Consider the following 20,681-nt stretch of genomic DNA (forward strand, 5'->3'; position numbering starts at 1 on the left):
TTAAATAATAATAAGGGGTGATTAAAATTTAACTTCTGCGCTGAACGTAACGGTCCGGCTGGCCGGATAAGCGCCATTGTCCATCCGGCGGATGGTCGAGCCCTCGCTTTCAGTTGAAACCTCCGGGTCGTAACCGTTGTAGTATTTCCAGAGGTACAGGTTGTTTCCGCTTACGCTCAGGGTGAGCGACTTAACCGCATTCCGCGTCATCTTGTCGAGCACAAAATTGTAGCTGATGGTAGCGTTTTTCAGGCGCAGGAAACTTGCATTGTGCACAAAACGGTCGTTCGGGATGTCATCCTTTGAATCGGCCCGCGGATAATCTGAGGTCGGGTTGCGGACCGGATGCCAGGCGTTCACCATGTAGCGGAACTGGTTAGACAGGTAAGTGCCTGTGCCCATGAATGTCTCAATCGGGTTATAGATCTTTCCGCCCAATGAATAGTTCAGGTAGAAACTGAAGTTGACCTTGTAAAGGCTGAATGAGTTCTGGATGCCTCCATACAATTTCGGATCTGCATTCCCCAGGTAAACCAGGTCGTTGTTGTCCAGAATGCCGTCCTGGTTCTGGTCAATGTAGCGCTGCCTTCCGGGCGAGTAATAACTTACTGCCGATGATGCAAACCGTTTATCGATCTTGTTTTGGTCAATTTCCTGCTGGGACTTCCAGACGCCGCCGTATTGCATACCCCAAAGCGCGTTCAGCGGACGGTCTTTCACGTATCCGTACATCATGTACTGTGCGCCCCAGGCATTGTTGTATACGGAGATCCGGTCAAGGCCGCCGATGTCGTCGACCATTTGTTTGTTGTGCGCAAAGGTGAATGTGGTTGACCAGGAAAATTTCGGGCGGCTGATGTTGTCGGTATTGACGGTCAGCTCGACACCGCGGTTTGAGGTGGCTCCGATGTTGGTGATGCGGCTGGTGTAACCACTGTGTGAGGGCAGTTGCACGGTAAGCAGCAGGTCTTTGGTGTTGGCGCTGTACAGATCGAGCGTAAAATCGACTTTGTTGTTCAGGATACTCAGGTCCAGGCCCAGGTTGTAAGATGTTGTTTTTTCCCAGCTCAGGCCTTCGTTGGCAATACGCGACGGATAGTATGCCGCAGGGATCTGTCCGTCGAAGATGTAACCGCTTGAGGTGGAAGTCAGCCTGGCCAGGGACTGGTATTTGGAAATGGCATCATTGCCCGATACACCGCCGCTCAGGCGCAGGGATAGTTCGTTGATCCCTTTAAATTTTTTCAGGAAACTTTCATTCTTGATATTCCATTTCAATGCGGCCGAGGGGAAAAAGCCCCATTTATGGTTGGCCGCGAAATTGGAAGCGGCATCCGCCCGGCCGGTAAAGGTCAGGTAATATTTGCTGGCATAGTTGTAATTGATACGCCCCAGGTGCGAAATTCTTTGCTGCTCCTCGCGAAGTGAAGTTGCGTTCAGGGTTTCTTTCGACGGAATGGCCGTGAGGTCGTTGGTTTCGATATCATCGATAAAATAACCATCGCCGCTGGCGGTCATGTTCGTGAACGAAAGCGACTGGAAGGTAAAGCCGTACAGCGCGTCGAAATTGTGTCTCTTGTTCCAGGTCTTTTTGTAATTGATTGTATTCTCATTCAGGACGTTACCTGTACGGTAAGCACGCTTGTAGGCATATGCACCGGTATTTTTGCTGGCCCGGGTGGGCAGTGTTGACGGAATGAAGGTGTCGTCAAACCGGTTGTGGTCATAGAAAGAAAGTGAACTTCTGATCGTGAGGTTCTTCATGGGGGTGACCTCTGCGAAAATCATAGACGACAAGCTTTTTTTTAGCTCATCTTTACGCTGCAGGATAGAATTGGCCAGCGGCGAGTCGAACAGCGTTCCGCTGTACCACTGGGAGTTCCAGTCGTTGAAGCTGCCGTCGGGTTTGTAAGCAGGCATGGTTGGTGCCAGGAACAAGCTGGACCGGTACCAAAGCGTATTGGTGCCCACATCGGCCTTGTTCACCGCCTGGTCAATGTAGGAGTAGTTGAGTCGCAAGCCACCTTTCACGTATTTGCCCAGCGTCTTGTCCAGGTTAAATCTGCCCTGGTAGCGTTGCATACCGCTGTTGATGATGATGCCCTGGTTGTCGTTAAAGTTGGCCGAGAAGTAATACTTGGTGGTTTTGTCGCCGCCAGAGGCTGAGAAAGTATAGTTCTGATAGGGAGCCACACGGGTGATTTCTTTGGTCCAGTTGGTCCCCTCGCCCAGCGCCGCCGGGTTGGGATAAGGATATTCTTCCAGTGGTTTGGTTTGGTTGGCTGTACTGGCAAAGTAATACCGGTCATTCTGCAGTTCGGCAAATTCCTGGGCATTCATCAGATCGAGGTAGCGAGGAATTTGCGACATGCCTACATCAGCACGGAATGAAAAGTTGTTTTTCCCGCTCGAGTTGCCTGATTTTGTAGTGATCAGGACCACGCCGTTGCTGCCGCGTGAGCCATAGATGGCGGTCGAAGATGCATCTTTCAGCACCTGGATTGATTCAACATCGCTCGGGTTCAACTGGTTCAGGTCGTCAATGGCATCCATTACGCCGTCTACCACGAACAGCGGCTCGTTTGTGGCTGAAATGGAACGCGTACCGCGGATGCGGATCGAGGTTTTGGCGCCGGGCTCGCCTGTTGTCGAGGTGATCTCGGCACCGGCAATGCGGCCCTGCAGCATCTGGTCTACACGCGGTACGGGCAGATTCTCCAGATCTTTGATGTTTACAGACGAAACTGAACCCGTCAGGTCCTTGCGTTTTACCTCGCCGTAACCGATCACGACAACGTCCTCAAGCGATGCACGGTCTTCGGTGAGCTGAACATCAAGTGTAGTGCGCCCGTTCAATGCTACTTCCTGGGTTTTGTAGCCCAGAAACGAAAAGGACAGCACACTTTTCGCATCTGAAATTCCAATCGAATAAATGCCGGATGCATTGGTGACAACACCGGACGTAGAATTTTTCAGCCTGACGGTTACGCCTGGCATGGCTTCACCCTTCAGGTCGGTCACCTTGCCGGTAACCGCTTGTTGAGCGAGTGCAACACTTGCACTGAACAGGAGCGCGCCCAGCAGGAAAAGCAATTTCTGCCAGTCAAAAGAAAAGTAGTGGTTTTGGTACATATAAAATTTGATGATTTGATAGCGGGAGCCATTTGTTTGTTGGTGATTCCGCAATTAACCAAATAAAAGTTAATTAAACATAAATTCGATTTGTAACAATCTTAAATGAAAGCAAAAAAAACATAATGTAAATTGATTATTAATTCGGGATTAAGTTAACCTGAAGGTAAAAAAAATGGAAATACCGTATAAATTCGGCTGTAAGCCTGATTTTTATTAAAAAAATGAAAAAAATGAGGTGTATTTCGATGCCTTAAGACTTAAAAATGATTTGAAACCGGGATTTTCAAGCGTACGCCGGGGGCGTATATCTTAAGGGCATTACCTTGTCAACTGTGGATAGCCTGACGAACTTCCGGTAACCGGTTTGTGTCAATCCGGGAGGCTTTTTAATAAAACAAATTTTGCCCGCTGCGGTATTCTGAAGGATGGAAAAGTATGCAAACGCGAATGGTGGCTCGGGGGTAGCCGCGTATGAGATCGGCGAGACGTTTATCAGGGTCCGATTTGTGCAAGGCGGCGTCTACGAATACAGTTACGCAAGCGCCGGCCCGAAGCACGTCGAAGCAATGAAAAAGCGCGCACAGGCGGGCAAAGGTCTGAGTACCTATATCTCGAGGTACGTTAGAGATCAGTATGTCAGCAAAAAGGATGAATAGCCTTTGGCGATTTTTTTTCAGACCTCAATACCGACCAGCTATCAGCATCCTCCCGGTCTGGGTGCTGCGATTTCAGAATTTTATTTCATGGCCTGCTGTTGGCCGTTGCAGTAAGAATAAATGGTTTTGATCAGCCCCTGGTCATCAAACTCATATACGTCACAGGAGTTGACTGCGTTGAGCAGCTTACCGTCCCGGCTAAAAGTTGCGTAGCCATAAATGGCTACCCTGTTTTCGCTCATTAGGTGACCGTGCTCCCGAAAGTTTGTCTCGACCGATGCAAAGTATGCCTCGATACCGCTACAAAATTCCTGCACTTCCGGCTTACCCACAAAGTGTTTTCCGTCTTCAAAGATGTGAAATTCCACATCATCTGCCAGCCGGTCGGCCACATCGGCAAAATGCCCCGATGAAAACAGCCGGGCCGTGTTCAGTTTATCTGCTGCCGAAATCATGTTATTGGCTGTGCTGATCTTTCAGTCCTTTGAGGAGGGCATAAATGGCCATGGCATGGCCGTGTCCGAGCTCAAAATCTGCTTTCAGCCAGTTGGTCACTTCGGTGGCCTTGACCTGCAGCTGTCCGTCCCTGACAAAACCCTTTTCGGTAGCCAGCGCCTGAAAGTCTTCAGGCCCTTTGCCCGTTTTCTCTTTAATCGTTTTTAAATATCCTTGAAATGACATAATTGATAGGTTTGATGCAAAGGTAATCTCCACCGGTCATGTTTAGACCGGTGTCTTCCGACATTTCAGCGGGCTGAAAAGGACAATCGCCTTCAGCGTGCGCCAATCACAAGGCGAGAAGTCGCTCTATCGCTTTGTGTAATGTAAGGTTACGACACCAGAGCCGAGTGTTTGTGATTTCAACAACACGAGGCTGTTCAACTGACTTGCTTTTTCGAAAAGGCTGATACCCCCTCCAAGTATAACCGGGTGTAAGGTGAGTTTAAATTCGTCGATCAGACCGAGCGCCAGCAGGCTTTTGGCCAGTCCTGGGCTACCAAAAACGACAAGATCTTTTCCCTCTGCTTCTTTCAGTTTGCGGACCTCCGGTGCGATGTCACCGCTGATGAGTCGCGTATTTTGCCAGTGGGCGGCTGTCAGGGTGGTCGAGAAGACAATTTTAGGAATGTCCTGAACCCACCTGGCGTGTGCCAAAGCATGCTGGTCGGCGTTCGGATCGTTAAATACCCCGGGCCAGTAAGCTTCCATCAGGTGATAGGTGTTTTTGCCATAGAGTGCTGCGCCAACGGTACCGACCACTTCGTCGGCAAATTGCTGGAGTTCGTGGTCGTAAGACAGGAACCCAAGACCGCCTTTTGCATCGCCGGCAAAACCATCAAGCGACAGATGCGCAAATAAAACCAGTTTTCTCATTTGTAGTGATTATTCAAGGTCAAGATACAAAACATAGCAACACAGCTGCCGCAGGAGACTGTATGTTTTGCCCGCCTGGTTCGCCGTTCTGCCTCGCTGCCGGGTCAAGGTTGCGTCCTGGTGTTAGCCCGCCACCACTGTTAACCAGGTTCCGCCTGCGCACGGCCCCGGCATCTTTTCTTACGGCAGGTCTCTTTTAGTCAGCCGGGCTTTTCAGGTCTTCAGCCTGGCGGTGTCCGATCGGCCCGGAGACAGGGACCCGGCCGCTGAAATCCTGCTGATCGACATTTTCAATTCAAAAGCCCGACCGATTGGAACATTTGTCTTATTTTTGCCTGCCTAAGAAGCGGTTTGCTGTAACTGGGTTACCATGCACATCGTTTTTTCTTCGTCCCTGCCTGCTCGCCAGGTAACCGTATAAAACAAATATATTACCAAACTGCTCACGACTATGTCATCCGCTTGCCTGAATTGCGCCACTCACCTAACAGAAACCTATTGCCCGAAATGCGGCCAGAAATCCACCACACACCGGTATTCGATCAAACATTTTGTTGAGCACGATTTTGTACATGGCGTATGGCATGTAGACCGGGGCTTGCTGTTTACCGTGAAGCAGTTGTTTACCCGGCCGGGCCATAGTGTGCGCGAATACATACAGGGAAAACGTGTAAACTACTTTAGCTTCATTACGCTGATTTTACTTATCCTGACGATTACGACACTCATTGCGCCCTACGTGCATGTCAAACTTTCAGACCTTGCCCCGGGCAACAACCGGCAGGCCATGACAACGCTTGAGCAATTTATATCAAAATATCCGAAACTTGTCATCGTGCTGATGGTACCGCTAAATTCGGTCTTTAGTTTCTTATGGTTCAGGAAAGCTAGACTGAACTTCTCTGAACACCTGGTTGCCAACTCCTATAAAGCTGCTTCAGAGCTGCTGATTGGTCTCGCTTTCACGTTTGTAATCATCCTTTATCCCAACATCAGCGTGCTGCGCATCCTGTATATGGCCTTGATCTCCCCATCCATTCTGGTTTACGGCATTTGGTTTTACCGGCAGCTTTTTTCTGCATTCGGGTACAGTAAATGGGCTTTGCTAGGGCGAAGTCTTGCCGTGATTGTTTCTATTTTACTGTTCCACGTTGTGCTCGGCGTTGTTTGGAGCATCGTACAGCGGTAGGAGGCGGAACCCGGAAAATGTTATTGCAGTTTCCGCTAACCGCATTTCCGCACACAAAATGCTGCCACCTTTAAACAGGCGGCAGCAACACTGCGCCTTTAGCAGCGGTCAGGTGATTTTATAGCTGTATCTGTCCGTACGTTGTGATCTAACGCAAAACCGAAACGGCATTGATAATCAAATTTTCGCAAGGATGTCACAAATCCTCCCTCAGAATGCCACGAATCCCTCGGACTGGTATCCGCGCGAAAAATTAAGTTTGAGCCGTCCATTTTATCGAATACCATGAAACTTCTGCTCACATCGGCTGGAATAGCAATGCCGGCATCGGCAAAGCACTCGTTGATCTTTTGGGAAAACCTGTCGTTGAAGCACGGGCGCTTCTAATTCCAACAGCCATTTATGGCGTAGCGGGCGGACCCGATCTCCTGCGACGGGTAGTTTGCGGAACACTTGGCGACCCATTTTGTGAACTGGGCTGGAAATCGCTCGGCCTATTGGAACTGACGGCCCTGCCCACCCTGAAAAAAGAAATATGGGCAGATCTGCTCCCGGAAACCGACGTCCTGTTGGTTGGCGGTGGCGACTGTCAGTACCTGACGTACTGGATGCAGCGGTCAGGCCTCGCCGCCCTGCTTCCCGGCTTGCTGGAAAAAATGGTATATATTGGACTGAGTGCAGGAAGTATGATCCTGACCCGGTACGGCACAACTTTCGGCAACCACACATTGCCTGAAGAAACGCCTAAATCGCCGGGATGGCCTGATTTCGCGATCCACCCTCATTAAGACCATGTGTTGTTTCCGCATAATTCGCTGGAGAACCTGGAAAAGGTGGCGGCGGGGATTTCGGTACCATCCTACCCGATTGATGACAAGACTGCGCTTAAAGTGACCGGAGGTGTAGTCGAGGTGATATCGGAAGGGAAATGGAAACTGTTTCAGCCGGTTATGCAGTAGAGATCGGTTTGAGGCTCTTTGGCTAAAACCCTGCACGCACATTATAATACTTGCTTTTGATCTGCCAATTTATACCCGAACTTAAACCCCATAAAAGTTCCAGATAAAATTGCTAAATTAAGTCCTGTAATTAAACCATTAATTTCGGTGACTCCTTCCGGACTGCGTGTTTGCGCCGGCCCCGCACATATCCGGAAAGTTGTGCTTTAAACGAGTGAAGTTGCGGTTAAAGTCGCGACAGATTTGGGTAAGGTCTGCTAATACAGGCAGTTCACCTGATACCGGCCGCAATAAATTAAAACTTATGCGCTTTTATCTGACGTTCAGTATCTGTTTTGTCCTCTCCGCTCTCCTGGCATTCCAGGCAAGAGCCCAGCAACCGATACAATTCATGGAGCAGGCTGATTGGGACCTGGTCAGCGCAGAGGCGCGGCGAGCCAACAAGCTCATCTTTATCGATGCGCACACCACATGGTGTGTTCCCTGCAAAAAGATGGATCAGGAAATTTTTCCGGATACCCTCGTGGCCAATTATTTCAATAAACATTTTGTGAACCTGCGCATTCAGTTTGACTCTACGGCCAATGATAACCGGCTTACCGTTGCCCAGCGCCCCTTGGCAAGGATGCTGCAAACAAAATATGAGGTCAGTTCCTACCCGACCTTCCTGTTCGTTGACGCAGATGGCAAACTGGTTCGCCGCATAACGGGCGCCAGCCCCACGCCTGCCTCTTTTATGCAAAAAGTAACCCCGGTCTTTGAAACCGGGAGTCCCTACCGGATCATGCAGAAAAGATATGACAGCGGCGCCCGCGATTCTGCCATGCTGTCTGCGCTCGTAAAAATGGCCAAACAGACCGGCGAAACGGCGAATTACCAGAAATATGGCAGGACATGGCAGCGCCTGAAGACAAACCTGTTTGATGAAGAAGGCATATCCCTGATCACGGAATTCACCGAATCCATGAACGACCGCGGGTATCAGATGCTGCGCAATCATCCAAATAAAATTGATTCTGTTATCGGAGCAGACAGCCGCATCGATCTTCTGAGGGATATCTATTACCGGGAGTTGGTCGTTCCCGCGCTCAGAACAAACAGTGCGGCCACGCAATATGGACCGATGACAGTCTACACCGGCCCCGTCAGGGCCACGGTAGATTGGCCCGCCCTTGAAAAAAAACTCCAGGCGGCCGATCCCGCCCTGGCAGCGGAATTAATGAGCAAGGCCAAGTTTGAGCACCTGCTCATTACCGAGCGCTGGAAAGCATATTTGGCCCTGATTGAAAGGATGGGAAGAAAAAAAGAGGCCGATCAGCCGTTTCTTCAGTCGAAATTATACGAGGTACTGCTGTATTGTGAGGATCCGAAGTTGCTTACCGAGGCTGCGAACATCGCAAAGGGAACGTTCTTAACGAATGCCGAAGGACATCTGACCCGTGCACAGCTGCTCGAGAAAGCGGGCAATCTGGCTGCTGCCGCCAAAGCAACCGACGTTGCGCTGAAGACATACCCGGAGGATGAAAACCTGAAGGCGTTTGCCGATAAACTGCGGCTTAAACGCTGACCACAAGGGTGCACCTGCAAGCTGTGTTCACAGGCATAGATGAGCGTCGTCGACTGCTGTTCTGCCGTATTATTGATAAAATCTGTGTGTACAGGGGCTAACCTTTTTATTCTGAAGCACATGCTCAGTGCTGCGGCGCATGTTTCCAACTGGCCTCATGCATACGATGCCCGATCAACTGAACAATCTTTTTAACCCGGTTCAACGCCTTAATAGCATATCTCTAATACGTAAAGAACCGAATGGTCATCTGGTGATCCCGGCAAACCGGATTTGGTTGCCGCCGTATTCGTCATGCCGGCGCAGGTAAAATTCTTTTCCCACCCTGTTTATGTGTTCGATAAAGTCTGGATTGTCTATCTTCTTAAAGACGGACAAGTCAAATTTATAGGGCAGCAATAAATCGTCTAAATCGTTCTCAATAGCGTACTGAATACTGAGGTCAATCTGGTCGCCCATGAGTGTCAGGTCAATATCAGACGAGGGACAGAAAGTTCCTTTTGCCCTGCAACCATATATCAATATCCGCTCTATGACCGGATACTTGTGGAATATACCGTTGATCTTACCGATCGTTTCCTTGCTTAAACCGAATGTTACCATATCAGAATATCACCCTGCTCGCCTCTTCGTTTTGCTTCTATGTTTGCCTGAAAGCTCAATAATGCGGGATAATAATCGTTTAGAATCTTTTGAAAAATTTCGTCAACAGTTGTTTTGTTATAGGTATGTGAGGTTTGGTTTCTGCTTCCGATCATTTCCATCCAAACATGGCCATCCGTGATGAGCTTCAACTGAAACACCTCTCTGGTTGCATCAATGCTTCCCCCGACAGTGGAGTTTCCCTGGTGTATCGCGTAATCTTTCATGACTTTTCCAGGCAAGTTGCCTCACCCCGGGCAGCAGGATTTCTCATCCTACCCCTTAGTCACAGGAAAAAAAGGCGAAACACGCGTTTCGCCTTTCTGTGATCATATCAATAAGTTTCTGAATCCAATTTTCAGACCGGGACCAGATTCCACTGGTGGTTGCCGTCATACTTGTCCAGTTTGTAAGAACCGGCTTCATCGCTGCCTACCAGGAATATCCTGTTTACCAGCGCTTTGTCTTCTTTGGTGTTGGTGAGCGTAAAAAGAAATGCACCCGGGCCGCTTTTCGTGCTGCCCGCCGGGACAAGCTGCAGCTGCCAGTAATAAGAATTTTTGACCCGGGCTCCGACCTCGCCGAAGTTTGTTTTTGATGGAGACACCCAAATCTTATTGCTCACAACCGGATCCGGATTGAACATGTATAAATAGCCAATACCAGGTCCGGTTATCGTGACGATACTGTTTCTCGGATCGGTGAATTCAACGGTCCAGGAAATGGCAGTATCAGAAAAGTCGGTGCCCCAGTAATCGCATGTGCCGGCTATGCGGTTGGCCAGGCTGAACCCCTCGGGTCCGGAAAGCACGAGATATTTTTTTCGCGCGATATTTTGCAGCCTGACTTTTTGCTTGCTGATGATGGCGTTGAACAGTGTATAAGCGTTGCCACACAAATATTGCGGCGCCTGGAGAACAGGAATGAGCAATTTGGTCAGGATATTTGGTATGGGGCGCTGTTCGGTGGTCATGAAGTTAAGCTTCGTTTCCGGGTTGTTGAGCGTTGCCGCGATCTTATCCATTAGCCGGCTGTCCAGTGCCAGCGCATCTGCACGCAATACACCCTTCCCCTGGCGGCTGTCCACTACGTCCTGGAAGGTCTTCAAAACCAGCTGCGCACATAGGATAACACCACTCGTCGCTGTAAATACGGCGTTCCGGATTGAAATCTGTGTGTCAACAAATTCGTAAAAGTTGGCCGGTATGCTGTCCAGATCGGTCTCACTCACCACCCGTGCATAACTTTTGCTGCTGTCGCCAAACGGGATCACAGCATCAGCTTTTACCTGGGTAATGTTTGCAATATTGATCCCATAAGCTGCCCTTAAAATACCATTAATAAAGGAATAATAGGTTTCTTTGGGTTCAATCGTGAGAAATTTAGCCATCGTTTGCCATTGTTCGGCGCCCAGGCTGGAGAGGTATGCCTCATAGGAGCCAAAGAGTGCTTCCCGCTCTTCATTAAAATCAAGCAGATCGCCGATGGTTTCGGTGTAGAGCTGCGCGTCATTGATTGCGGTTTCATAGATCACGAAAACGCTGGTGGCATGGGGCAGGTTTTTAATCTTGTCCTTGATCGCGTTTAGTTCATCGTAAATTTTTTCAAGCATGGCCGCGGTCGGATCTACCGTACCTTCAGCAAGCAAATTCAAAATCATTTTCAGGGCCGTTCCGCCGGCACCGCTCAACACGGTCGAGACCCCCTTGGTCAGGTAACCGGTTAACTTGTCTTTAATCTGGGCTTTTAATGCATCGTCTAACATATTCTTAGTTTATTTGGTTGTTTTACAGGGGCCGAGTCGACTTTACCGGCAAAGTGTGTTGTTCGAGTCAGCGTTGGTTCGGCCGTTCTCTTGAATGTCTCATGATCAGCCGATGTTTGTCTGTGTTTGGTTGCAGCAAATTAAATAATCGCGGTTGCTGATTGTTGTTCAGTTTGTTCAGTAGCCTGCACCGGCTATCGAAGCTATACAGGTACAGTAAATGAGTGTAATCTTTTACCGGTCGGTTGCGCTCGCTTTGCAGGCAGATCTAATAGTGACAGCCGGCCTATGTTTTCTAGCGGACGCTAAATATCCACCCAGGACGAAAGCAGCATATGCAGAAGGTTTTTTACCGGTCGCGATACGCAGCCGCCAGAAAGTTTCCAGAAGCGGCCTATATTTGCACAAACATCTGTTGAACGCTGAAGTCAGCAGACAGCAACTGGTTAGGGCAATGGCGTGTTTAACCTGTTAATTTTAAAATAAACATATTGGCGTGTCCTCCGCTGAACAAGTTGAAGCCAAGCTTTGCTCAAAAGTAGTTCTTGTGCGCGAAGGCAGACCCACCACGACGAACACATTGTCGGAAAAGGCAAATGCGCGGTAAACTACGATGAAAATTATGAAGAAAACAGGCTCAGGAAAGAACAAGAATTTGTTTCAAGCGGGTAATCGCCGCCGTGGATTACACGTGCTTTTTATTGTTGTCCCAATGCTATTTGCCAGTTGTAACAACGCCCGGAAACCGACCCGGAAATCAGTGCCTGATACTGACCCCAGGGCTGCAGCTGCCCCTCAGCAAGCAACCGAAGGCAGGTCGGCCCGAACAGAGACCAGACCGTTGATGGAAGATTTTGTTCCGAAAGGATGGAAAGTCATTGCCCATGCAAGCGGTGATCTGAACAAGGATGGGATCAGTGATGACGCTATTGTCATTGAGGATACCGACCTGGATAATTTCAGACCTCAGGATGGTTTGGGCGACGATACACTCAACGTGAATCCCCGGACGCTGATGGTATTCCTGAAACATAAGAACGGATATCAACTGGTTTCACAGAATGATAAAGGTTTTATCCCACCCGCAAATGACGAGGATAGTCCCTGCCTCGCCGACCCTTTATTACAGGACGGCGATCTTTCTATAAAAAAGGGCCTGCTCTGTATCGTCTTCAACTACTGGCTTAGTTGCGGATCATGGTATGTAAACAGCGCATCTTATAAGTTCCGCTATCAGCATAACGCAATGGAGCTCATAGGCTTTGATCATACTGAATTTCACCGGGCTTCGGGAGCAGCAAGCAATACGAGCATCAATTACGTCACCAGGAAAAAAAGCACAACCTCGGGGGGGAACATGTTCGACGATAAAAAGAACCAGGAAGAAACCGTTTGGAGCACAATTCAAGTCAAAGCGCTTTATCGGCTTGACGAATGTAACACAGATACCTACGGTAATATTTTAGGTCTATAAACCTCGTGCTCATTTAAAGATAAGATAGTCCGCAACTGTACCGAGGCTAATCCCATTCTGTACTGGATGGTTTCATTTGCAAAGTTTGGATGGTCAATCTCATCCAATGAATCACTTATTTTGTCAAGGCATTGCGGTCGGGTACCATAGCGGTTCGATCAATTGCGATGCGCGAATTGACTTAATAAAAAATCAACTTGCATATGAAAATTTTAGTACTTGGAGGAACGGGGCTAATCGGTAAAGCTGTTAGCAGAAAACTGACCGGGGCAGGTCATGAAGTGGTCATTGGATCACCATCAAACGGGATAGATGTTGTCACAGGTGAAGGTCTTGCAGAAGCGCTGGAAGCGACTGAGGTAGTGATCGATCTCTCGAACGCAGCATCACCGGATGAGCAGACAGCGCTGCATTTCTTTCGAACCGCAGGGAAAAACCTTGCTGCCTTAGAAAAAACGGCGGGCGTGAAACACCACGTTGTTTTATCGATCGTTGGTACGGACCGCGCTACTTACATCGGCTATCTTCAGGCCAAAAAAGATCAGGAAGATTACATTAAAAATTCCGGAATTCCTTATACCGTTATCCGCTCCACGCAATTTCATGAACACATGACCACGTTGATTGACGTTCAGGGCGATGAGACGGGGGTGAATATTTCTACAGTTGACTACCAGCCGATAGCCGCATCAGATGTGGTTGACTTTGTCGTGCAGATCGCGTTAGAAGATCCGAGGAATGGAACGGTTGAAATTGCTGGTCCGGAACGCGCGCGCATGACTGATTTCGTCCAAAAATATCTTGACCATACAGACGACAGCAAGGTCCTTATTTCGAATGATGAGAATCAGTATATGTTTTTTGAAATTCCGGGAGATCTGTTGGTGCCGCTTGGCGAATTTCGGCGGGGCCGTATCACTTTTGATGATTGGTTAAAGGCTAACTAAGCCTATCCTGCACTTAACCGGGGGCCTGCCGAATGCGGACACGCCTCCGGTTATCTGACCTGCGCAAGGGCATGCGCAAATGTTTCCATCTCAGCATCGTTAAGTGATGCGAAACCAAGTCTGATACCGTTTACTGTATCCGAATACCGGAAAATACTGCCGTCATTCATATAAATGCCCTTTTCGTACAGCCGATCAGACAATTCGCTGATGGAGTAATCTTCAGGAAAAGTAATCCACACAGCCATGCCTCCCTGAGGTACAGTAAACTGTACAAGGTTTCCCAATGAGGCCTTTAAAAGTTCACAGAACCGGTTGCGCCGCTGCCGGTATAATTTTACTGACCTCCGTAAATGCCTTTGCATTTCGCCAGTGCTAAAAAGATGAGCTATAGACTCTTCATATAAAACGTCTCCCCTGATGTCTATCAATTGTTTGAGCCTGGAAGCTTGCTTAACAAAGTCCACACTGCCAACCAGGTATCCCATCCGGATGGAGGGCGCTAAGTTTTTGGATATGGACCCAACATAGAGCACATAACCGTTGTGGTCAGCGCTGGCAAGCGGTAAGACCGGACTGTTATTGTAATGAAAATCATAGTCGTAATCATCTTCTATTACGGGCAATTGGTATCTGCTGATAATATCTAATAACTTCATCCTCCTTTCGGCACTCAGCGTTACTGTTGTCGGATGATGGTGGTGCGGGATGATATATAAGAGGTCGGGCCTGGATCTGCTGCAAATCTCTTCGATTGCATCGACATCGATGCCATGCTCATCAACCTTGACTTTCAGCAATTTTGCGCCTAACTGTTCAAACAGCTTATCGGCCAATATATAGTTCAGATCTGCAACGATGACCGTACTCCCGGCTTTTAACACCATACTTGCCGCAATATAAATTGCCAGCTGTGCGCCAGCCGTAACCAGCAGGTTTTCGCTGTCAATATTTAAACCTCTTGTTTTTGATAAAAAGCCGGCAAGTTCAGTTCGCAGGGATAAGCTGCCGGCAGGGTTCCCGGTCAGCAATGGTCCCTGCAAATGGTTTTTTGTGAATAAGGTTTTGTAACGGTTAAATATGGAGTTCAGAGGTGCAATCCTGTGGTCTGGGTACCCGTCGTTGATCATCAGATGAAACGGTTTTACCTCATGGCGAGGAGGCCGCCCGAAACTTATCTGCCGATAAAAATCTTTCTCACCTGAACCATCTGACGTCGAATGGTTTGCTGATTTAAAAGATTGGGGCCCGACCACCGGCAGTCGCTTTGAAACGAACATTCCTTTTCTGCCGTCAACTTCGAGCCAGCCTTGCGCGCTTAACTCGTCATAGGCAGCCACCACCGTCGTCCGGTTCAGTTTGATCAGGCCAGCCATTTCCCGGGTAGAAGGCAGCTGATGCCCCGGTTTTATTTTCCCGTTGCTGATGAGTGTGATTATCGCACCGGCCAATTGCCTGAAGACCGGCGTGGCGGAAGTCCTCTCGATCGATATCAGGGTGCTGAACGGTAAGGTCTGGATGGCCATAAAGATAAATTTAAAAAGAACAGGCCATCCAAATATCAGGTTATTCTGGCAAAATCCCCAGAAGAACGTTGATAGACAGGGGCGCGTTAGGATGAATGTGCTGATAGCAGGCAATTTCTCCGAAGTATGCACCCCGGAGGTTCGGCATATTTCGAGCGTTTTTGCGATGCTTGAAAAGTACCAGGTTAAGAGACCAACAGTTAGGCGCTAACCGAACGTCTTTGCAAGACAGCCATGTAGCGGTCAATTCGCCGCTTGTTCTGCTGCTGCAACAAACTTGGATAAAGGTTTGTGAGCACGTTCACAACCAATAGTACCAGCGCAAACAGATACAAGCCCTGGAAAAGTTTGAAGGCAACAAAAAGTAACATGAAAGCAAATGCGAAGAGGTGATTCAGTTCTGCCAGGGTCATTTCAGCACGGTAGACCGCCAGCTCGGCGGGCACAATCTTTTTCTTTATGGAGAGTTTCGGATTGAGGTACTTAAAGAAACTATGCATGATGATCCATTTAAAGGGTTCCAGACCCAGCAAAGCGTTCAGTTGCTCATTTTTAATGAAATTCAGGCTCAGCAGGTGTGCCTGATAGAAATCCGTTTTCGCAAACATTGCATTTAAGATCATCCCCACAATCCAGGAGATGAAAGCAATGGCGATACTAAACGAAAAATATTGGAGCATGAATAGGACTTTTTTTAGGCAGATTTTACTGGTGCGAAAGTAAGAAAATATGGGTGGAAGTTTTTTGAAATTATTTCTCCATGCTCACAATTTCTGTTTGTTTGGTCACGTACACTTTAATTGTGGTCGATGTTTTTTGAGCCGCTGCCAGGAGCCCCACATAATAATTCGCATCGATCCTGTTCAAATCAAAACGATATTTCAAATGTGAGCCTTTGAATTGTATAACAGCAAACATGCCGTTCTCAATATCAAAAGTTTGAGGAACCATGTTTCCTAAGAGATTTATCTTTAAATCACCTTTAACAGGAGGCTGCACCTGTACGGCTTTCTTACAACCCAGGCCGATACTTATTATAACACTGAGCAGCACGTAGCATCTAATCGTCTTAACTGTCATTTTTTAGCTATTGTTGTACGAAACTTACGGAAAATATAGCACGGTTGTACCTCGTTAAGATAAATTTAGCGCTTTATTCTATCTACACTTGACTCAACATACGGAACATAATCCGTAAAGTTCAGCTGAAAAATTGTGGGAAGGATACAAGGTGGCCAGGATAAGTAGGTAAATCCTGCGATCAGTATGAAATATCAATAATATGCGACACAAGTAACTCAGATGCGCTGATCAAGCTTTTTTTCCTGCCAGGTATCCCTGATTAATGTCTGCAATCGAACAGGTAAAGCCGACAACTTTTCTTCTTGCCACTGCTTTTCTGCAAGCACATTACCGTTAGCAATTTTGATTGCTTTCAACGCATAAAACGCGCCGCCAAGTGAGTGGTCTGCCATATGGGCGGTTGCAACAGCTTGCCCAGCCCCTCTGGAGATATTTTTATGAATTTCGTTACTTGATAACCTGGCCGCAGCATGAGCAGCAAGTGATGCTTTCATGCAGGTGCCGGTAGAAACACCGCTAGCCTCCCACGTTTTGGCCGTATTCAAAGCGTCAAGTATCCTTGAATCGGCTTGGCCTTCTGTTAAAAATAATACGTGTTCTATACACTCCCTGGCCCATCGAATCAGTTGCTGCCGATCAGACAACGAAAGCGGACCTCCCCGATGTTCGGCGATCCAGGCATAACGTCTAGAATGTTCGGCCTTTTTTCCGATTGAAACTTTCATTCATGCAATTTAACTAAAATTTCAATGTAAAGCCGATCTCTTATTCGCCAATCTTGCATGTGCCTTAAACCGGGATCAAAGCACAACGCGGCATACGTCGGCCGCCATTTTATTCGCAGACACGCGTACAGAAAAAGCGATTGAAAGCTGGCTTTCGCAGTCCGTGATATTTATGTGCGAAATCAAAACGATTTGCTGCTGGATTTAAAGATTTAATCGCTTGGTCTGATGGGTCGTTAACAGGTTTTTTATTTAAGTCTCCAGCTTTGTCGACGTTTTGTATTGTTGTAACATTACGACGGCCCAAATCTTTACCAAATTGCAAGATTTAACGGGAACGTTTTTTTCTACAGGTGCTGCTACAACTTTGTAAAGCTTACATACTGCACAAAACGGGGCAGACTGGAATGGTTGGCGCTGGCCGCGTGTGGCAGGGTTTGCTGCCACAGTATCACATCCCCTTTTTTGCCGGGTACGGGTATGGCATCGGGATGCTTCTGGATGGACACTTGGGCGGCTTCTGGCGTTTCGAATGTTTTGACGTATGCGTTGTATTGGTGGTGAAAGCCGGGTACAAGCCGGAGTGGCCCCCTGTTCTCCGGCACATCGTCCAGGTACACCAGGCCCTGTATGTAATAATCAGCCGCTTTGCTCATGTCAATATCCCAGTGCAGCCGGTCATGCCGGAATGTCCAGCTGGCTGTCTCGGGCGGATTGTAACTCACCTTTTCCGTATTGGCTACGATATTATAAGTCTGGTATAACTCCGCAAAAAGCTGGCTGCTATCAGGATGCTGCCTGATCGCCGCGATGGCCGGGTGCTGGTAGGTCTGCAGCATCAGTCCCTGCCAATCGGACTGAGCAGGATACCAGGTAGTCCTGTCGTGGAGATCGATGTGGAGATATTCGCAGATATACGCTTTCACCGCGTCGCAATAGTCCGGCGGTATATGCGCACTGATTTTTAAGAAACCATGATCCCGCCAGTGTTCTAAGTCTCCTGCGGTAAGCAGTGTATGCGGAACCGCCGTTGCGGTGCGGCCGGTAACGGAACCGTTTATATACTGCTCGAAGCGGAGATTTGCCTTCGCCACCTCATCTGCGCCCTTCAACTCAACCAGCCAGTTGCGCAGATCGTGTGCATCCTGACAATGGCTGTAGAGGAAGGCATAAAACTCCAGCCGGCCGATTTCATAAATGCTGAGCCAATGCGCCTCCCGTACATCGAAAGCGGCAGACGATTCCTGGTCTTTGCCTACCTTTCTATCAAGGTGCGTGGCTACGATGAGGTCTGTAAATTCAGCGCCGGACATAGCGACAAAATAAGGAAGTATTTTTTGATCTCCTCATGAACGATCCAAAACGATGTCTTTTCATCATTCAATCATCCGATATTATTTTGTTTCCCTTCGATTTTGGCAGAGGCCCCTTCCGTTGCTCCGCCTGGACGGCCGGCCCTGCCTCCTACTTCATGAAAGCGGACCTCGCGTTTGGCCTTGTTGACCAATCAACCGTTGCTCTTTCCGACTCACATGATGATTTGCCTGAATAGTTGTCGCCAGATAAATTGTTGTACATTTGTTAGACTGACTAAACAGTCAGTATTTTGATAAATAGAGACTGTAAACTCGGGCCGTGATTTGCGGTTTCGCAAACACTTACGTATGGATAAAAAAGAAAAGCTGCTTCAAACCGCCCTGACATTATTTGTATCACAGGGATTTACGGATACGCCCACGAGCAAGATTGCCAAAGAGGCTGGTGTTGCGACGGGAACTTTGTTTTATTTTTTCCCGACCAAAGATGAATTGATCGTTTCGCTTTATTCAAAATTGAAAAAGCAGGCTGCAGAAGGTATACAGGCTGCCCTGGCAAAAGTGAACTCGAGAAAGGGCGCCATCAAAGCCTACTACGAAGAATCGTTGAAATGGTCGCTCCGCAACCCGAACGAATTTTCATTTCTTGCGCAGTTTTCCAATTCCCCCTACCTGAAAAAGGTTGGCGCTGATGAAGTATCGGTCCAGGTGGCTCCTGTATTACAATTGTTTAGAGAGGCCATTGCCGGGCAACAGATCGTTGATATGGATGTAACGTTGTTGTATGCCTTAATCAGCAACCAGGTATTTGGCGTAAACCAGTACCTGTCTTCGAATTCATTTAGTAAAAGAGAACAACAGGATATAATTGAGGATACATTCCTGATGTTCTGGAGAATGATTGAAGGCCGATGAGCAGGGCATTGATTTATGCCGATCGCAGTGTAACGCGGAGGGATATTCCTGGTGCTGGGCATTGCCGTCAACTTAATGGAAAAAGCCTTGTAACGAGCAAAGGTGAGATTCCTCACCGCACAATTCGCAGTAGAAACAATTTGGCTTGCGGTTTCGGAGGAGCCCCCTGTGGCGGTGAGCGGTTCGATTCCACAGCTGTACATTTATTAAAAAGCGAGGAGCTAAAGACTTTCGCAAAACTTTCCCCGGACAACAGTGAACATAAAAAATATGAAAATAATACTAACAGGCGCCACAGGCATGATTGGCGAAGGTGTGTTGCTGGCAGCGCTCGATCATCCCGATATTACCGAAATACTGATGGTGAACCGAAGGGCGTCTCCTTTAAGGCATCCCAAACTGGCTGAACTGATTGTAAAAGATTTTACAGAGTTGGCCTCATATCGAACGCAATTAACGGGCTATGACGGCTGCTTCTATTGCGCAGGAATAAGCTCCTTTGGCATGACGGAACAGAAATATAGCGAGATCACCTTTGACACCACCCTCCTGTTTGCAAAGGAACTGGTCCTGCTGAATCCGGAGATGGTTTTCTTTTACTTGTCCGGCGTGTATGCAGACAGTTCGGAAAAGGGAAAAATCATGTGGGCAAGAATAAAAGGCAAAACCGAGAATGCGCTAAATGAGCTGCCTTTCAAAGCCGCTTACAGCTTCCGGCCAGGTTTTATCGTTCCCATGAAAGCGCAACAAAACGTGCGGCTGATTTACAAAGGACTTAACCTGATCTACCCATTTGTTTTCCCGAAGCAAACCTTGACTTATGACGAAATTACAACGGCATTGACGCGAACACTGGCGGTTGGCTACAACAAAAAGATTTTGGAAATAAAAGATCTGAAATTGATTGCCAGACAGGCTGGGATGGCTGAATAAGATTTTGGGTGATCAGGGTTGTTTCGAATTGCTAGAAGTAGTCTGATAAGCGTTTTGCAAGATGTGTGTCCCGCTGGGATCTGGACTATATCGTTTCTGAACTTCTGGGACCGTTTTTTGAGCTCAAATCTCGACAGAAGCACCGAATTTGACACCTGTGAAATGGATGAATTGAGGCAAATGATGGTTGAAGATAGTGAAAATTACGCAATTAAGATTGAGAGTTGCTACATTTTGACGTGGTTGTAAACCTCTTACTAACCCGATTAGCTACCGGATAATTGTTGATTACATTTGGTTGGCGAGTGGAAGGATTTTCCACTACTGCCCTAAATCGTTCATTTTATTATTGTTAGCAAGTAACCCATCAAGAGAGGTAACCGAATAGGTCACCTTTAATATGACCGCCTTTGTAGTCTTTTCTGTTCTCCCGATAGAACCTTTTCCAATCAGTCAATGTACTTTGTTATGATAA

Annotated in this window: 21 protein-coding genes; 9 read left to right on the forward strand and 12 right to left on the reverse strand. The window is 47.9% G+C overall.

All coding sequences use genetic code 11. The features are described 5' to 3' along the window. Positions 1–21: 21 nt before the first annotated feature. Positions 22–3,132, reverse strand: a complete 3,111-nt coding sequence (locus tag C7T94_RS11240; protein ID WP_107215423.1) for a SusC/RagA family TonB-linked outer membrane protein — start codon at positions 3,130–3,132, stop codon at positions 22–24. Between the two features lie 428 nt (positions 3,133–3,560). Here C7T94_RS11240 and C7T94_RS11245 point away from each other — a divergent pair, with 428 nt between their 5' ends. Next, entirely contained in the window at positions 3,561–3,791 is a 231-nt protein-coding gene (locus tag C7T94_RS11245) for a hypothetical protein (RefSeq protein WP_107215424.1), read from the forward strand. An 80-nt stretch (positions 3,792–3,871) separates the two neighbouring features. Here C7T94_RS11245 and C7T94_RS11250 read toward each other — a convergent pair whose 3' ends face one another. The 3 genes from C7T94_RS11250 to C7T94_RS11260 all read right to left on the reverse strand — a co-directional run bounded on the left by C7T94_RS11250 (position 3,872) and on the right by C7T94_RS11260 (position 5,165). Then, complete coding sequence (locus C7T94_RS11250) at positions 3,872–4,246, reverse strand: nuclear transport factor 2 family protein (protein WP_107215425.1); 375 nt, start codon at positions 4,244–4,246, stop codon at positions 3,872–3,874. 1 nt (position 4,247) lies between these two features. Then, the gene (locus C7T94_RS11255) at positions 4,248–4,472 is read right to left on the reverse strand and encodes a DUF4287 domain-containing protein (RefSeq protein WP_107215426.1); all 225 of its coding nucleotides are present in this window, start codon (positions 4,470–4,472) and stop codon (positions 4,248–4,250) included. Between the two features lie 126 nt (positions 4,473–4,598). Beyond that, positions 4,599–5,165: a dihydrofolate reductase family protein gene (locus tag C7T94_RS11260; RefSeq protein ID WP_107215427.1), complete on the reverse strand. Its 567-nt coding sequence runs from the start codon at positions 5,163–5,165 to the stop codon at positions 4,599–4,601. Positions 5,166–5,616: 451 nt separating this feature from the next. On the opposite strand from C7T94_RS11260, the gene C7T94_RS11265 reads away from it, so the two are divergent. The 4 genes from C7T94_RS11265 (at position 5,617) to C7T94_RS11275 (ending at position 8,880) form a co-directional block, all read left to right on the forward strand. Next, a complete protein-coding gene (locus C7T94_RS11265) occupies positions 5,617–6,354 on the forward strand; it encodes a DUF3667 domain-containing protein (RefSeq protein ID WP_107215428.1) in 738 nt (245 codons plus the stop codon). A gap of 302 nt (positions 6,355–6,656) precedes the next feature. Beyond that, positions 6,657–7,142, forward strand: a complete 486-nt coding sequence (locus C7T94_RS11270; RefSeq protein WP_262503106.1) for a Type 1 glutamine amidotransferase-like domain-containing protein — start codon at positions 6,657–6,659, stop codon at positions 7,140–7,142. 9 nt (positions 7,143–7,151) lie between these two features. Next, positions 7,152–7,313 (forward strand): type 1 glutamine amidotransferase family protein, encoded by a 162-nt coding sequence (locus C7T94_RS19520; RefSeq protein ID WP_204353269.1) that lies wholly within the window; start codon positions 7,152–7,154, stop codon positions 7,311–7,313. A gap of 304 nt (positions 7,314–7,617) precedes the next feature. Continuing rightward, a complete protein-coding gene (locus C7T94_RS11275; protein WP_162618658.1) occupies positions 7,618–8,880 on the forward strand; it encodes a thioredoxin family protein in 1,263 nt (420 codons plus the stop codon). A gap of 246 nt (positions 8,881–9,126) precedes the next feature. Here C7T94_RS11275 and C7T94_RS11280 read toward each other — a convergent pair whose 3' ends face one another. From C7T94_RS11280 to C7T94_RS11290, 3 genes are all read right to left on the reverse strand, one after another. Continuing rightward, the gene (locus tag C7T94_RS11280) at positions 9,127–9,483 is read right to left on the reverse strand and encodes a nucleotidyltransferase domain-containing protein (RefSeq protein ID WP_107215430.1); all 357 of its coding nucleotides are present in this window, start codon (positions 9,481–9,483) and stop codon (positions 9,127–9,129) included. Then, the gene (locus C7T94_RS11285) at positions 9,477–9,749 is read right to left on the reverse strand and encodes a nucleotidyltransferase substrate binding protein (protein WP_107215431.1); all 273 of its coding nucleotides are present in this window, start codon (positions 9,747–9,749) and stop codon (positions 9,477–9,479) included. Before C7T94_RS11285 ends, C7T94_RS11280 begins: the two co-directional genes overlap by 7 nt. 131 nt (positions 9,750–9,880) lie before the next feature. Beyond that, complete coding sequence (locus C7T94_RS11290; protein WP_107215432.1) at positions 9,881–11,287, reverse strand: hypothetical protein; 1,407 nt, start codon at positions 11,285–11,287, stop codon at positions 9,881–9,883. Positions 11,288–12,131: 844 nt separating this feature from the next. Between C7T94_RS11290 and C7T94_RS11295 the strand changes: the two genes are divergently transcribed. Together C7T94_RS11295 and C7T94_RS11300 are read left to right on the forward strand one after the other, a co-directional pair. Beyond that, positions 12,132–12,761 (forward strand): hypothetical protein, encoded by a 630-nt coding sequence (locus C7T94_RS11295; protein ID WP_162618659.1) that lies wholly within the window; start codon positions 12,132–12,134, stop codon positions 12,759–12,761. 203 nt (positions 12,762–12,964) lie between these two features. Continuing rightward, positions 12,965–13,708, forward strand: coding sequence for an SDR family oxidoreductase (locus C7T94_RS11300; protein WP_107215434.1), 744 nt, complete (start codon positions 12,965–12,967; stop codon positions 13,706–13,708). Positions 13,709–13,758: 50 nt separating this feature from the next. Here the strand turns inward: C7T94_RS11300 and C7T94_RS11305 are convergent, their stop codons facing one another. The 5 genes from C7T94_RS11305 to C7T94_RS11325 all read right to left on the reverse strand — a co-directional run bounded on the left by C7T94_RS11305 (position 13,759) and on the right by C7T94_RS11325 (position 18,355). Further along, on the reverse strand, positions 13,759–15,234 hold the full coding sequence (locus tag C7T94_RS11305; RefSeq protein ID WP_107215435.1) for an aminotransferase-like domain-containing protein: 1,476 nt from the start codon (positions 15,232–15,234) through the stop codon (positions 13,759–13,761). A 200-nt stretch (positions 15,235–15,434) separates the two neighbouring features. Continuing rightward, entirely contained in the window at positions 15,435–15,914 is a 480-nt protein-coding gene (locus tag C7T94_RS11310) for a glycosyl-4,4'-diaponeurosporenoate acyltransferase CrtO family protein (RefSeq protein WP_107215436.1), read from the reverse strand. 70 nt (positions 15,915–15,984) lie between these two features. Further along, positions 15,985–16,185: a hypothetical protein gene (locus C7T94_RS19355; RefSeq protein ID WP_162618660.1), complete on the reverse strand. Its 201-nt coding sequence runs from the start codon at positions 16,183–16,185 to the stop codon at positions 15,985–15,987. 347 nt (positions 16,186–16,532) lie between these two features. Beyond that, a complete protein-coding gene (locus C7T94_RS11320) occupies positions 16,533–17,042 on the reverse strand; it encodes a putative immunity protein (protein WP_107215438.1) in 510 nt (169 codons plus the stop codon). 359 nt (positions 17,043–17,401) lie between these two features. After that, positions 17,402–18,355 (reverse strand): phytanoyl-CoA dioxygenase family protein, encoded by a 954-nt coding sequence (locus C7T94_RS11325; protein WP_107215439.1) that lies wholly within the window; start codon positions 18,353–18,355, stop codon positions 17,402–17,404. Between the two features lie 351 nt (positions 18,356–18,706). Between C7T94_RS11325 and C7T94_RS11335 the strand changes: the two genes are divergently transcribed. Beyond that, a complete protein-coding gene (locus C7T94_RS11335; protein ID WP_107215441.1) occupies positions 18,707–19,273 on the forward strand; it encodes a TetR/AcrR family transcriptional regulator in 567 nt (188 codons plus the stop codon). A gap of 270 nt (positions 19,274–19,543) precedes the next feature. Next, positions 19,544–20,206 (forward strand): NAD-dependent epimerase/dehydratase family protein, encoded by a 663-nt coding sequence (locus C7T94_RS11340; protein ID WP_107215442.1) that lies wholly within the window; start codon positions 19,544–19,546, stop codon positions 20,204–20,206. The last annotated feature ends 475 nt before the right edge of the window (positions 20,207–20,681 follow it).

Source organism: Pedobacter yulinensis, assembly GCF_003029735.1.
Classification (GTDB): Bacteria; Bacteroidota; Bacteroidia; order Sphingobacteriales; family Sphingobacteriaceae; genus Pedobacter; species Pedobacter yulinensis.